This is a genomic window from Kitasatospora sp. NPDC056076 (genome assembly GCF_042266305.1).
Taxonomy (GTDB): Bacteria; Actinomycetota; Actinomycetes; order Streptomycetales; family Streptomycetaceae; genus Kitasatospora.
In genome coordinates this window covers 20639-32881 of record NZ_JBHJWG010000020.1, presented here as the reverse complement: position 1 = coordinate 32881, position 12243 = coordinate 20639, and the positions used below count along the sequence as shown (strand labels likewise).

The following is a 12243-nucleotide window of genomic DNA, read 5'->3' as shown; positions in this document are numbered from 1 at the left end:
GGCGTGCGGTCGGGTCCGGTACGCGCCGGTGCAGACGGCCGCCCAGGACAGCGGCCACCGGCGCGGCAGCTGCTTCGGGCCGGGTCAGGGGCCGGACGGGGTGGGCAGTTCGACGGAGTGGACCGTGAAGCCGCCGCTGGTGACGGGGGCGAAGGGGGCCAGCGCCATGCAGGTGCCCACGACGGGCTGGTAGGGCTTGCCGTCCTTGTCCACGTCCACGTTGCCCACGCCCCAGGAGAAACCGAGGCGGTCCCGCCCGTGGCCGGGGGCGTCGTAGATGCTCAGGCCTATTCGCTGCCCAACCGGCATGGCGTCGGACTTGGTGATCACGGCCGTCAGGGTGGCGACGGGGCCGCCGGTGGCGAGGCAGTCGACCGCGGCGTCGGCCTGGTGGACCTCGCCGGTCTCGACCACGCGGTGGGAGAAGTGGACGGTGCCCCGGGCGTCGGTGGGCAGACCGTGCGGGATGCCGGGGAGGGGGCGGCTGCCGGGGGCGGCCACGGCGTCGACCGTGAAGCGGATCTCGTCGTCCGGGCGGGGGGCGTAGTGGATCCGGCCGGATCCGCTGACCCGGGTGGTGAGGGTGGCGGTGGGGTCGGTGGAAGGGGCGGCGGAAGGGGCGGTGGAGGGGGTCGCACCCGCCGGGGCCGGTGCGGTGAGCGCCACGAGGGCGAGCCCCGCGAGGGTGGCCCGGGCGGAGACCTTGCGGAAGGTACGGGCGAAGCGGAACACGGTGGAGACCCCCTTCTCCGGCGGCCCCGGTGGCCGCCGTCTCGGTGACTCCAAGACTGGCCGCCGGGACCCTCTCCCCACATGTGCCGATCGGCATAACCGATCCACCGGGTTCGGCATCCGGCCCTGCCGATCGGCAGGGCCAGGCCGGACGCCGGACGCCGGACGGCCTGGGAGCCCGCCCCCGGCTACGCCCGGGCCGGCAGCCGGGTGCAGACCGCACCCGTCGCCAGCGGCGCGGCCTCGGCGCCCAGTACGGTCAGGGTGAAGTCCGTGATCAGCGCATTGATGTCGGCGCTCTGCCGGACCAGGTAGTGGCTCCCGCCGGGCACCTCGTACCGCGCGAGGTCGGGCGCGACCTCCCGGGCGCGCAGCGCGTACTCCAGGGACTGGGCGGCGTTGGCCGCGCTGTGGTCGGCGGTGCCGTGCACGATCAGCACCCGCCGCCCGGCGAGCTGGTCGACCCGGTCGCCGGTGGGCAGCCAGGGGGCGAGCCCGGCCACCCCGACGACGTTCGGGTGCCCCGCGCACCAGAACGCGGCCCGCCCGCCGAGCGAGTTGCCGATGAGCAGCACCGGCACACCCGGGTAGCGGCGGTCGAGTTCGTCGAGCGCCCAGCGGGTGTCGACCGCGGTGTCGGCGTCGGCGCCGTTCCAGCCGCTGTAGCGGTAGTGCAGCAGGTGCACGGCCAACCCGTGCGGACGGCCGCGGTCGGTGAGTTCGGTGGCGAGACCCTGGAGGCCGAGTTCGGCGATCCGCAGTGGTCCGCGCTTGCTCCGGAGGAACCCGCCGGGCAGCAGCAGGGCGACGCCGGAGACCGGTCCGTCGCCCTCCCACGGGGTGAGCTGTGCGGTGTGCGGGCGCTGCGCTCGGAACACGCCGGTCCTTCCTGGTGGACGGTCGGGGGGTGACGGTCGGGGGTGGTGGTGTCTGGAGGGGACAGCCGGATTCTACGGTTCCGGCGGCGGGTCGCGGTGCGTGAGGAGCGCCCGCGGGGTCCAGCCGCTCACCCGGGTACGGGCAGGACGGCGAGGGGCGGCGCCGACGGCGGGTCAGGCTCGGCCCTTGACCGACTCGTTTGGTGGAAGCGGGAGTTGGTCTACTCGCCGGGCCGCTCGCGGTCCGCCCCCGACCCGTTCCGCCCGGCCGCCCGGGAGCGGTTCCCGAGCAGCTCCTGCACGCTCGGGAGCCGCCGCCGCTGCTGTGCGGGCGGGGCGATCGGCTGCTGCCGGGGCTCCGGGGCCGGGCCGAGCCCGACCTTGGCCGCCGCGTCGGCCAGGAAGTCCGAGGCCTGCCGTCGGGCGTTGTCCACGCTGTGCCGAAGCTGCTCGGCGTCGCCGCGGAGCTTGTCGGCCTGGCGGCTCAGCAGGTCGTCGCGCTGCTCGGTCCCGCCGCGCTGCTCGGTCCCGCCGAGCTGCTGGAGGCCGGCCGCGGCCCGGGCGGCGGATTCGCGTTCGAGCTGCTCGCCGCGGGCCCGGGCGTCGGCGATGATCTGCTGCGCCGCGGATTCGGTGAGGGTCCGGATCTCGGCCATGTCCTGCTCGGCCTGGCGGCGGAGGAAGGCGGCCTCGGCCTCGAACTGCTCGCGGAGCCGGGCGACTTCCGTGCGGGCGCGGTCGAGCAGGGCGTCCGCCTCCTGGCGCCGGGCCAGGACGTACGGGTCCGGTTCGGCGGTGCGGGCGTCCAGGAGGGTGGGCCGGTGCCCGGCGGTCCGCGGCGGTTCGGCGATCCGGCGCAGGCGTTCGGCGACGCCGTCGGCCTCGGCCGGTCGGTGGGCCGGGTCCTTGGCGAGCAGGTCCAGCACCAGGGCGTCGAGTTCGGCCGGCAGTCCGGGCCGCAGGGCACCGGGGGCGGTCGGCGGGACCTCGCCGTGCATCCGGATCAGCTCGTACAGGGTGCCGCTGAACGGCGGGCGGCCGGTGAGGAGTTCGTGCAGCAGGCAGCCGAAGGCGTAGAGGTCGGAGCGGGCGTCGAGGGGGCGGTTCTCGAAGCGCTCGGGGGCCATGTAGGCGGGGGTGCCGACGATCACGTTGGTGCTGGTGACGCCGTCGTCGGCGGTGCCGGTGCGGGCGATGCCGAAGTCGACCACCTTGACCGCACCGGCGGACTGGACCATCACGTTGGCCGGTTTGACGTCCCGGTGGACGACCCCGGCCCGGTGCGCGGTGGCCAGTGCCCCGGCGATCTGGGCCGCCCAGTCGAGGGGCAGGGGCAGCGGTGGCGGCCCGGCGGCCAGGTGGCGGCTGAGCGGGGCGCCGTCGAGCAGCTCCATGACCAGGAAGAACACCGGGCGGTCGGCGGTGCGGTGCTGCCCGAAGTCGTGCACGGTGACGATGGACGGGTGGTTGAGCGCGCCGGCGGTGGCCACCTCCCGGGCGAACCGGGCGGCGTCCTTTCCGGAGCTGGCACCACCGGTGGCACCGGGGAGCAGCACCTTGACGGCGACGAGGCGTCGGATGCGCGCGTCGCGGGCCTTCCAGACCGCGCCGAAGGCGCCCTCGCCGATCTGCTCGACCAGTTCGTACCGCCCGTCGAGTACCTCGCCCGGCTGCATCCCCCGCCCCTTCCGCGCTCCGGCGCCCGTGCCCCGCTCCGGCGCCCGTGCCCCGGTTCGCTTCAACCTACCCCGGGGGCAAGGGCGTTCGTCACCCGGCGCGGGCGGGCGTCAGCTCGTCCAGGACGGCGCCGAGCAGGCCGGGGAGGCGGGCGTCGAGCGCGTCGCGGCGGAGTGTGACCAGGCGGGCCTTGCCACTGGTGCGGACGGTGACCAGGCCGGCCTCGCGCAGGATCCGCCAGTGGTTGGAGAGGGTCGACTTGGGGACGGTGAGCCCCTCGGGGCTGCAGGTGGTCTCGCCCTCCTCGGCGAGGCGGCGGACGAGTTCGAGCCGGACCGGGTCGCCGAGGGCGTGCAGGACGGTGGCGAGGTCGAAGTCCTCGGGGTGGGGCTGGGGCAGGGTCCGCATCTGGGTCCTCGGGTTCCTCGGGTTCCTCGGTGGCGCCGGCCGGCCCTGGCGGTGGGGCGGCGCGCTGTCTAGTATCTCAGTTCGACAGTTCGGGAAAGCCGAACTGATCTTGGTGGTCGAGTGGATCCTCCGGAGGTTGGGACGATGAAGGTGCTGGAGACGCTGGCCCGGGTCTACGTGGACGACCTGGAGGCGGCCCTGCCCACGCTGCGCGAACTCACCGGCGAGCGCGAGGGGTTGCGCTTCCCGTACGCCGGGGTGGAGGTCGCGCGGATCGGCGGGCTGCTGGTCGTCGCGGGCCCGGAGGAGGCGGTGGCGCGCTTCCACAGGGTGCAGAGCACGCTGCTGGTCGACGACCTGGACGGCCTCGGGCCGCTGCTGGCCACCCTGGGGGGCGAACTGCTGGACGGCCCCAACGAGGTGCCGACCGGCCGCAACGCGACCGTCCGGCACCCGGGCGGAGCGGTGTTCGAGTACGTCGAGTTCGTGAAGGACCGGCCCGTCTTCGCGGACTGACGCGACGTCGGGGCCGGGGAAATTGCCGGTGCGGACGGGCGTTTCCGGGGGTAGGGTCCGCCGGTGACTGGTGATCGTGGGGGAATCGTGGAGGCCGGCACCACCGGGCCGGAGCCGGAGGCGGAACCCGGGCCGGAGGCAGGGTCTGAGGCAGGGCCTGCGGCGGAGGCAGAACCCGGCCCCGGCCCCGGAGCCGACGGCCGGGCGCCGCGGGTGGGCGTGCAGGTCGCCCTCGCGGTCGTCCTGGTGGGGGCGCTGTTCGCCGGCCTCTGGTACCTGACCGGGGACGGCCGGGGCTTCGGGCCGAGCAACACGCCGGCGAAGTGCAGTCCGGCGAAGCCGACGGACTCGGCCAGGTACCCGGCGCTGTGCGCCGCGCTCAACCGCCCCGACCTGCCGGTGCTGATGGGCGTGCCGAAGGAGCGGGTGCTGGTGGCGCAGGCCGGGATGACGCTGAGCGGCGGGTCGGCCCTGGACAAGGACGCCTACGGTGCGGCGGAGGTGCAGTTCGGCGAGCTCTACGTCCAGCTCGCCGACAGCGCGGACGTCGACGTGGACGAGTACGCCCGGCTGTACCCGCCGGCGGACCCGCGCGCACCCGTCCTCGGGCACAAGGCGATGTTCTACCGCACCCCCACGATGACGTTCTCCTTCGCCCTCGGCGGCGGCAAGTCCACCGCGGGCACCGGCGCCCCCGCCCACGCGCTCGCCGTCGCGAAGAACCCGGACGGGACGGGCGGCAGCTTCGAGGTGAGTGCCTGGCGCAAGGACTCGCTGCCGATCGACGACGCCGCCCTCTACCGCCTCGCCGAGGCGGTGCTGCCGGGCCTCCCGGGCTGGGCGGCGGGCTGACCGGTCGTAAGCGCCGCAGGTGTGGGCGGCTGGTGGGGCGGTGGGGCGCGATTCGTCACGATCGCGCCGGTCAGGGCCTCCCATGTGCAGGGAAGGACGTGGTTTTCCCTGCTCTTTGTTCAGGATCTTGCCCCGTTCTGCGACGATCCGATGATCGACGTCCCACTGCGGGGGCGGCGCTTCGCAGGGGAGAGACGGGCATGGCCGAGCGGCCCGAGGACAGCGTCGTCCGGGCAAGGACGAGGTGGGCAGCCAGGTTCGCCGAGCACCGGGAGACCGGGGCGGTACTGACCGGCGGTGTGCTGGGGGCCATGTTCGCGAGCATGGGCCTGGCCGTGCTGTTCGGCCCCGCGAACGGGTTCGGCGGCGACAGCCTGGGCTACCTGGGCGCCGTCAGCATCCTCGGCCTGCTGCCCTGCGGCGCCGGCTTCGTCTGGGCGCTGATCCACCCCAGGCGCGGGCTGCCCGCGGCGGCGGTCGGCGCCGTGCTGGGGCTGGCGATCTTCCTCGGCTTCGCCGGGGACGGCCTCAACGACGCCTGGCGGGCCCCGGCGGACCGCCCGTCCACGGTCCGCGCGGTCGGCAGCTGGACCAGCGGCAGCCTGGTGGTGCGGGTCCGCCCCGACCAGGTGGTCGCCTACCGCAGCAGCGGGGGAGCGGTCGCCTGGCAGTGGACGCCGCCCGGCTCCGACTCCGTGTGCACGATGAGCCGGGGGATCGGCGCGGGCGGCATCGGCCTGGTCGGGCACTCCCCGCACGGCAAGCCCTGCGCGGCGGTCACCTCGCTGGACCTCGCGGACGGCAAGCAGGGCTGGACCGCCACCGTGAACGCACCCGCCCGGGACGGCGACACCGCGGACTCCGACCTCGTCGCGGTCGCGGGCGCCCAGGCCGTGCTGCAGGGCACCGACGGCTGGCGCGCCGTCCGGCTGACCGACGGCCGGGAGCTGTGGCGCAGCGCGCCCGACACCGGGTGCACCCCGGTCGAGGTCGCGGGCGCGGACCAGGACGTGGTGACGGCCGCGGAGTGCGGTGACGGGACGGCGGTCGTGCACACCCTGGCGTCCGGGGACGGGCAGGGGCGGACGCGGGCTGCCATGCCGGCCGAGGGCGGGCTCAAGAACTTCATGGTGGTCTCCGTCGACCCGCTCGTGGTCTGGGTCGACGCCCAGGCCGAGCGCGGCACCCACGCGGTGTTCAGCTTCGACCGGACGGGTCGCCAGCGGGCGTCGATCGCGGTCTCCGGCGGCGAGTACGACCTCGACGTGATGCTGGGCGGCGTCCACGCCTTCGACGAGTTCACCGCCCGGCCGCTGCTCGGCGCGGTGGTGGTCGGGGACCTGTTCATCGTGCCGGGGGAGCGGCAGGGCGACGTCAGCATCAGCGGCGGCCCGCACCCGAGCCGCACCGCCACCGGGCGGCTGGTCGCGTACTCCCTCGCGGACGGCACCAAGCAGTGGACGGCGGGCCTGGACGACCAGGTGACGGGCGTGCTGGTCGACGGGACGTCGGTGTGGGCGATGACCCGCGACCGGCTGGCCCGGATCGACGCGGCGACCGGCCGGCAGAGCCGCGAACTGGACGTCAACGACACCTCCTCGCTCTACCCGGTGGACCTCTCGGCGGCCGGTCGGGAGGAGTTCACGGTCGTCGCCGAGGACGGCACCAGGGACGAGCCGCCGGTCCGCGGCATGGGCTGAGAGGGCCGGACGCGACCCGAGGGCGCGGCTACTGTGCCGGTCATGTCTGATGATCTGCGGAACATCCGCCCGGGTGCTGGATCCGCCGCACCGTGGGGCGTCGAGCGGGCCACCGGCTCCCCGCCCGACCGCTCCGTGCGGCGTATCGCGACCGGCCACACCGAACCGCTGCTGGCGGTGGCGACGGCGGTGGTCGACGGCCGTCCCCTGGCGGTCACCGGCAGTTGCGACCGGACCGCGCGGGTCTGGGACCTGGCCACCGGCCGGCAGATCTGCCCACCCCTCGCCGCCCACACCGGCGAGGTGTGCTCGGTGGCGACGGCGGTGGTCGACGGCCGCCCCGTGGCGGTCACCGGCAGCTCCGACCGGACCGCGCGGGTCTGGGACCTGACCACGTGCGAGCAGGTCGGCGAACCGCTCACCGGCCACGCGGCCGCGGTGGCGGCCATGGCGACGGCGGTGGTCGGCGGCCGCCCCGTCGCGGTCACCAGCGGCGGGGACGAGACGGTGCGGGTCTGGGACCTGACCACCTGCGAACAGATCGGCGAGCCGCTCACCGGCCACACCTCGGCCGTGTTCTCGGTGGCGACGGCGCTGCTCGACGGCCGCCCCGTCGCGGTCACCGGCAGCTACGACGACACCGTGCGGGTGTGGGACCTGACGATGTGCGAGCAGATCGGCGAGCCGCTGACCGGCCATGAGGAGGGGGTGCGGGCGGTGGCGACGGGAGTGGTCGACGGCCGCCCCGTGGCGGTCTCCGGTGGTCACGACGGGACGGTGCGGGTGTGGGACCTGACCGCGTGCGAGCAGATCGGCGAGCCGCTGACCGGCCACGACGGCTGGGTGCTGTCGGTGGTCACGACGACGATCGGAGGCCGCCCCCGCATTGTCAGCGGAGGCGAGGACTGGACGCTCCAGGTGTGGGATCCGACGACGGTCAGGCGCGTCGGCGACCCGGTGGTCGGCCATGCCGACAAGGTGCGGGCGATGGCGACCGCGGTGCTGGACGGCCGTCCCCACGTGATCGCCGGCAGCCAGGACGGGATGCTGCGCGTGTGGGACCTGGCCCCGGGCGGCCAGGTGGGTGAGTCGTAGCGGCCCGGCCCGTTGGTGAACGGGCCGGGCCGGGCGTTCCTCACCGCGGCCGATAGGCCTGGATGAGCAAGGTGTCGGCCGCACGTGCGCCCGAAGTCGTCGGGGGGAACCGGGCGATGCTGATCGCCGTGAAGTCGGCCTCCTCCAGCAGCTTCGTCCAGACGTGCTCCTGGAGGACCCAGCGACGCATCGAGGCCGGAAGGCCGTCCGCGTCGCGGGCCGGGATGTCGGCGTGCCGTACGTCCGGTTCGGCGGGTGCTCCGCCGATGTAGTGCCCCAGGGTGGAGGCGGCGAACAGCCCACCGGGACGCAGGGCGCGGGCAGCGGCCGGGAGCAGTCGGCGGGGGTCGGTGAAGTCGAAGGCTCCGAAGACCGAGTAGAGGACGTCGTACGCGCCCGGGTGCGCGTCCAGGTGCTCGACCACGTCGGCGTGGAGTGTGCGCAGGCGTGGCGCGAGGTCGCTGTAGAGGTCGCGGGACATCGCGTGTTGGGCGGGGGAGCCGTCCACGGCGTCGACCCGGGCCGGGGCGTGGTGAGTGGCAAGGTGGGCGGCGTGTCGGGCGGCACCCGCACCGAGATCGGCCATGACGAGGCCGCTGAGGTCGCCGAGGACCTCGGTCCCCGGACCGCCGTCCTGGGCCCAGACCCAGGAGAAGGAGTCGGGGACGGTCCGGTCGGCGCGGGTGCGGCTGCGGCCGTAGTGGTGCCAGAGGTCCCGCGCCGCTGCTCGGGCGGGGGTGGTGGTCTTCACCCGCGCCATCCTGGTTCCCGGCGTGTCCGGGCGAAGAGGCTTCGGTGAAACTCACCCGTACGCGTTGCGGTGGCCTCGGCTCGGCCGAGGCCACCGCAACCGGCCGGTCAGTGGGAGTCGTTGCCGGGGTGGCAGGGGCCGCAGTCTGCGGTGCCCCCTCGATCACGATGCTCGAACGGGCAAGACGGGCCTCAACCGCCTCAGCGGTGAACGAGCCGGGCCGGGATGGTAGTTGGGTGTACGGCAGCGCGGCAGGGCCTGGGGCGGGGGGCCGTGTCGTGCGGGAGAGGTCCGCGGGGGCGGGGACTCTGCGGGCCCCCTTGTTCCGCAGGGCGGAGCGCGGGGCCGGGCGGCGGTGCCGTCCGTCGGGGGGCGGGCGTGTGCGGTGTCTCGGTGCGGGCCGGCCTCCGGGCTCTCCGCAGGACAGGCTTGGGTGCGGGATCTACGGTGGAACCGGGTAGCCGCTCTTTGCCGAATGAGTGTCCACGTCGGTTCTTGTCGGCGAGTCTTCCGGCACCGGCTTCGTCCGACCTGGCGAAGCGCAGCCTCGTTCTCCCAGGAGGGGTTATGGCTACTGGGACAGTCAAGTGGTTCAACGCCGAGAAGGGCTTCGGATTCATCGAGCAGGACGGCGGTGGTCCGGACGTGTTCGTGCACTACTCGAACATCGACAGCCAGGGCTTCCGTGAACTGGTGGAAGGCCAGAGGGTCGAGTTCGACATCACCCAGGGCCAGAAGGGACCGCAGGCCGAACGCGTCCGCCTCGCAGGGTGACGGGTCGGCCCGGGCCCGCCCTGGGGCCGGAGCCAGGCGAGCCCGGGCCCGCCCGGGCCGACACGCGGGAGGACATGATGAGCGTTCGGCACACCCTGAACATCATGGACTGGCACGAGGACGGCTCCTCGACCTGGCTGCGCTGGGCCGTCAGCGCGGACCAGATGAGGATGGTCCGGGACCTCCTCGACCGGGCGCCGGACGCCGAGGGCGTCGTGACCCCGGAACAGGCGGACCAGGCACGCGCGGCCGCCGATCGGTGGCTGACCTGCGCGAACCAGGACTGGTCACCCCCGGGGTGAGGTCACACCGGAGTCGGTGCGGGGCAGCGGACACCGCCTTTCTCGCGCCGCCTTCTCGCGCTCACGGCCGTTTCGTGGTGCTGAACCTCGGGCCGGGAAGGTTCAGCACACCGACCCGTCGTGGTGTGGCGACCACCAGAGCGGGCTTGACGCCGAACGTCACCACCCGTGCGGCGACGGCCCGTTCGCCGAGCCCGGGCAGTTCGGCGACGACCTGGCGTCGGTTCAGATCCCAGACCCGGATGGCGCCGTCGAGGACGTGAACCACGACGACCCGCCGGAGGAAGTCGTACACCAGGGCCAGTTCCCCGGACTGTTCGCCCCCGGCCGTTGCGATCGGCAGGCGGCCGAGTTCCGTGCCGGTGGCCGTCTCGTGGACGGCGACGGCGTCCGGGCCGGACACGCAGGCCAGCGTGCCCGAGGTGCTGAGGGCGAGGCCGGTCACCACCGGGCTGCCACCGAAGGCGTGCAGGACCCGGCCGTTCGACCCGTCCCAGGCGACGGCACCGGCCGGGGCCCGGCCCGTGCCGTCGCCCCAGCCGATCACGATGCCCTCGGCGGCGGACAGCAGCTGCCGGGGGTGCGCGCCGCCCGCGAAGCGCAGGCGACGGTTCGGTCCCGTCAGGGCGAAGGGTGGTACGCCCGGCCCGGCCAGGGCGATCGCCCGTACGCCCTGGTGCGGGAAGGCGGCGCCGGTGGTGTACGGCTGCGACTCGTCCGGTGCGTCCAGTGGTCGGCCGAGGACGGGTGCCTGCCCCCGCAGATCGGCCTCGACGAGGACCTGCCGGGGCCCGTGGGAGGACGTGTCCGGCATCCGTTGCAGGACGGTCAGGGCCGTGGTGTCCGGCCCGTCCGCCAGCACCACCCCTTCGTCCGGGCCGAACAGCCCGGGCACCGGGAGGGCCGGCGACAGCCTCATCAAGCCGTGGACCTCCACCGACGACCAGAGCCGCCCCAGTGCCTGCCCGCGCAGGCACACCGCCAGTGCGGGCGAGCCCTGCGCGCGGACCGGCTGCAACCACGCCTGCTCGACGACCTGTTCGGGCGTGCAGGTGAACAGCGGCCGCAGGGCCGCCAACGAGGTCGGGCCCTGGACCGGCGGGTGGTTCGGCGGAGGCGGAAGCGGAAGCGGAGGCGAAGACGGAATCAGGTTCGGGTTCGGGCTCGGGACGTGGTCGACCCTCGTCGGTACGACCACGGTCGGGGTGTAGCCCGGCAGCGGGCTCCGGAGGCTGCGGCGCAGCGAGTCGGCCGTCGCGAGCGCGTCCGGGCGCAGCGCCGGGTCCTTGCTCAGCAGCGCCCCGAGCAGATCGGCCAGTGGCCCGGCGTTCCTGAACGGCGCGGGCTGCTGGGTGAGGATCGAGACGTACAGCGCCGTCAGCGTCGTCGCGTCGAACGGGCGGCGGCCCTCGACGATCGTGTACAGCGTCGCGCCCAGCGACCACATGTCGCTGGCGGGCGCGGCCTCGACGCCCTCCAGTTGCTCGGGCGACATGTAGTGCGGGGTGCCGATCGCAACACCGGTGCGGGTGAGTTGGGTGGTGGCGTCCAGGAGCCGGGCGATCCCGAAGTCGGCGATGACGGCGCGGTTGCCGGCGAGCAGGACGTTCTCCGGCTTCAAGTCGCGGTGCACGACGCCGGCGGCGTGCGCGTGGGCGAGTGCGTCGGCCATGGCGGCGCCGAGTTCCGCGACCCGGCGCCAGTCCATGGCCCCGCGTTCGCGGACCTCCTCACCGAGGGAGGAGCCGCGGACCAGCTCCATGACGATCCACGGGACGCCGCCGTCGGTGATGACGTCGTGGACGGTGATCACCCCGTCGTGCCGCAACCGGGCCGCGACGCGCGCCTCGCGCATCGCCCGCTCCACCAACTCGCGGCGCTCCTCAGGGAGGAGGTCGTCCGGGAGCATCAGCTCCTTGAGCGCGACGACCCGGTCGAGGTTGGCATCGTGGCCACCCCACACCCGGCCCATCCCGCCCCGCCCGATCAACCGGTCGAGCCGGTACCGGCCGCTGACCACGTATCCCACCCCGATAGACATGCGGGTCACTGTAGGCAATGCCTGATCGACGGGCGAGCCGCACGGGGGAGTCGGCCCACGCCCCTGCCCGGCCCGTTGGTGAACGGGCCGGGCTGGGAATGCAGTTAGGCGGTGAAGCGGGGGTCGCGGGCTTCGATGGCCTGGACGAAGGCGGTCCACTCGGCCTGGTCGAAGGCGAGGTGCGGGCGGTCGGGGTTCTTGTCGTCGCCGAGCCAGACGTCGCCGTTGTCGAACCGGGCGATGATCACGCAGTCGCCGTTGTCATCAGCGGAGAAGGGCGACTTGGCCCACTCGGCGTCAGCGGGATCGTGGGCATAGGGGTCGTGCATGAGACCTCCCGTTGGGCAGCGGCCCGGCCCGTTGCCGACCGGGCCGGGCTGGGAATGCAGTTAGGCGGTGAAGCGGGGGTCGCGGGCTTCGACGGCCTGGACGAAGGCGGTCCACTCGGCCTGGTCGAAGGCGAGGTGCGGGCGGTCGGGGTTCTTGTCGTCGCCGAGCCAGACGTCGCCGTTGTCGA

General features: G+C 74.3%; 14 protein-coding genes. 6 read left to right on the top strand and 8 right to left on the bottom strand.

Going from position 1 to position 12243, the window contains the following annotated elements; translation table 11 throughout:
• Positions 1-84: 84 nt before the first annotated feature.
• The 4 genes from ACFC1T_RS18650 to ACFC1T_RS18635 all read right to left on the bottom strand — a co-directional run bounded on the left by ACFC1T_RS18650 (position 85) and on the right by ACFC1T_RS18635 (position 3695).
• Entirely contained in the window at positions 85-732 is a 648-nt protein-coding gene (locus ACFC1T_RS18650) for a hypothetical protein (RefSeq protein ID WP_375889899.1), read from the bottom strand.
• 188 nt (positions 733-920) lie between these two features.
• Positions 921-1610, bottom strand: a complete 690-nt coding sequence (locus tag ACFC1T_RS18645; RefSeq protein WP_375889898.1) for an alpha/beta hydrolase — start codon at positions 1608-1610, stop codon at positions 921-923.
• A gap of 221 nt (positions 1611-1831) precedes the next feature.
• The gene (locus tag ACFC1T_RS18640; RefSeq protein WP_375889896.1) at positions 1832-3286 is read right to left on the bottom strand and encodes a protein kinase; all 1455 of its coding nucleotides are present in this window, start codon (positions 3284-3286) and stop codon (positions 1832-1834) included.
• Between the two features lie 91 nt (positions 3287-3377).
• Complete coding sequence (locus tag ACFC1T_RS18635) at positions 3378-3695, bottom strand: ArsR/SmtB family transcription factor (RefSeq protein WP_375889894.1); 318 nt, start codon at positions 3693-3695, stop codon at positions 3378-3380.
• 144 nt (positions 3696-3839) lie between these two features.
• Here ACFC1T_RS18635 and ACFC1T_RS18630 point away from each other — a divergent pair, with 144 nt between their 5' ends.
• The 4 genes from ACFC1T_RS18630 (at position 3840) to ACFC1T_RS18615 (ending at position 7858) form a co-directional block, all read left to right on the top strand.
• Complete coding sequence (locus ACFC1T_RS18630) at positions 3840-4211, top strand: hypothetical protein (protein ID WP_375889892.1); 372 nt, start codon at positions 3840-3842, stop codon at positions 4209-4211.
• 213 nt (positions 4212-4424) lie between these two features.
• On the top strand, positions 4425-5063 hold the full coding sequence (locus ACFC1T_RS18625; RefSeq protein ID WP_375889890.1) for a DUF6215 domain-containing protein: 639 nt from the start codon (positions 4425-4427) through the stop codon (positions 5061-5063).
• Positions 5064-5263: 200 nt separating this feature from the next.
• On the top strand, positions 5264-6763 hold the full coding sequence (locus tag ACFC1T_RS18620; RefSeq protein ID WP_375889888.1) for a PQQ-binding-like beta-propeller repeat protein: 1500 nt from the start codon (positions 5264-5266) through the stop codon (positions 6761-6763).
• A 42-nt stretch (positions 6764-6805) separates the two neighbouring features.
• Positions 6806-7858: a WD40 repeat domain-containing protein gene (locus ACFC1T_RS18615; RefSeq protein WP_375889885.1), complete on the top strand. Its 1053-nt coding sequence runs from the start codon at positions 6806-6808 to the stop codon at positions 7856-7858.
• Positions 7859-7898: 40 nt separating this feature from the next.
• Here the strand turns inward: ACFC1T_RS18615 and ACFC1T_RS18610 are convergent, their stop codons facing one another.
• Positions 7899-8618, bottom strand: a complete 720-nt coding sequence (locus ACFC1T_RS18610; protein ID WP_375889882.1) for a class I SAM-dependent methyltransferase — start codon at positions 8616-8618, stop codon at positions 7899-7901.
• Between the two features lie 558 nt (positions 8619-9176).
• On the opposite strand from ACFC1T_RS18610, the gene ACFC1T_RS18605 reads away from it, so the two are divergent.
• Entirely contained in the window at positions 9177-9383 is a 207-nt protein-coding gene (locus ACFC1T_RS18605; protein ID WP_375889879.1) for a cold-shock protein, read from the top strand.
• Between the two features lie 77 nt (positions 9384-9460).
• On the top strand, positions 9461-9685 hold the full coding sequence (locus ACFC1T_RS18600; RefSeq protein WP_375889877.1) for a hypothetical protein: 225 nt from the start codon (positions 9461-9463) through the stop codon (positions 9683-9685).
• Positions 9686-9746: 61 nt separating this feature from the next.
• Here the strand turns inward: ACFC1T_RS18600 and ACFC1T_RS18595 are convergent, their stop codons facing one another.
• The 3 genes from ACFC1T_RS18595 to ACFC1T_RS18585 all read right to left on the bottom strand — a co-directional run.
• Entirely contained in the window at positions 9747-11726 is a 1980-nt protein-coding gene (locus ACFC1T_RS18595; protein WP_375889875.1) for a protein kinase, read from the bottom strand.
• Positions 11727-11830: 104 nt separating this feature from the next.
• A complete protein-coding gene (locus ACFC1T_RS18590) occupies positions 11831-12055 on the bottom strand; it encodes a DUF397 domain-containing protein (protein WP_375889872.1) in 225 nt (74 codons plus the stop codon).
• Between the two features lie 60 nt (positions 12056-12115).
• On the bottom strand, positions 12116-12243 hold a 128-nt coding region (locus tag ACFC1T_RS18585; RefSeq protein WP_375890056.1), incomplete at its 5' end, for a DUF397 domain-containing protein.

What these genes read in the sequence shown, in the direction of transcription:
- ACFC1T_RS18630 (WP_375889892.1), top strand. Translation starts at nt 3,840, where the DNA reads ATGAAGGTGCTGGAGACGCTGGCCCGGGTCTACGTGGACGACCTGGAG.
- ACFC1T_RS18595 (WP_375889875.1), bottom strand. Translation starts at nt 11,726, where the DNA reads ATGTCTATCGGGGTGGGATACGTGGTCAGCGGCCGGTACCGGCTCGAC.
- ACFC1T_RS18610 (WP_375889882.1), bottom strand. Translation starts at nt 8,618, where the DNA reads ATGGCGCGGGTGAAGACCACCACCCCCGCCCGAGCAGCGGCGCGGGAC.
- ACFC1T_RS18600 (WP_375889877.1), top strand. Translation starts at nt 9,461, where the DNA reads ATGAGCGTTCGGCACACCCTGAACATCATGGACTGGCACGAGGACGGC.
- ACFC1T_RS18605 (WP_375889879.1), top strand. Translation starts at nt 9,177, where the DNA reads ATGGCTACTGGGACAGTCAAGTGGTTCAACGCCGAGAAGGGCTTCGGA.
- ACFC1T_RS18640 (WP_375889896.1), bottom strand. Translation starts at nt 3,286, where the DNA reads ATGCAGCCGGGCGAGGTACTCGACGGGCGGTACGAACTGGTCGAGCAG.
- ACFC1T_RS18635 (WP_375889894.1), bottom strand. Translation starts at nt 3,695, where the DNA reads ATGCGGACCCTGCCCCAGCCCCACCCCGAGGACTTCGACCTCGCCACC.
- ACFC1T_RS18620 (WP_375889888.1), top strand. Translation starts at nt 5,264, where the DNA reads ATGGCCGAGCGGCCCGAGGACAGCGTCGTCCGGGCAAGGACGAGGTGG.
- ACFC1T_RS18590 (WP_375889872.1), bottom strand. Translation starts at nt 12,055, where the DNA reads ATGCACGACCCCTATGCCCACGATCCCGCTGACGCCGAGTGGGCCAAG.
- ACFC1T_RS18615 (WP_375889885.1), top strand. Translation starts at nt 6,806, where the DNA reads ATGTCTGATGATCTGCGGAACATCCGCCCGGGTGCTGGATCCGCCGCA.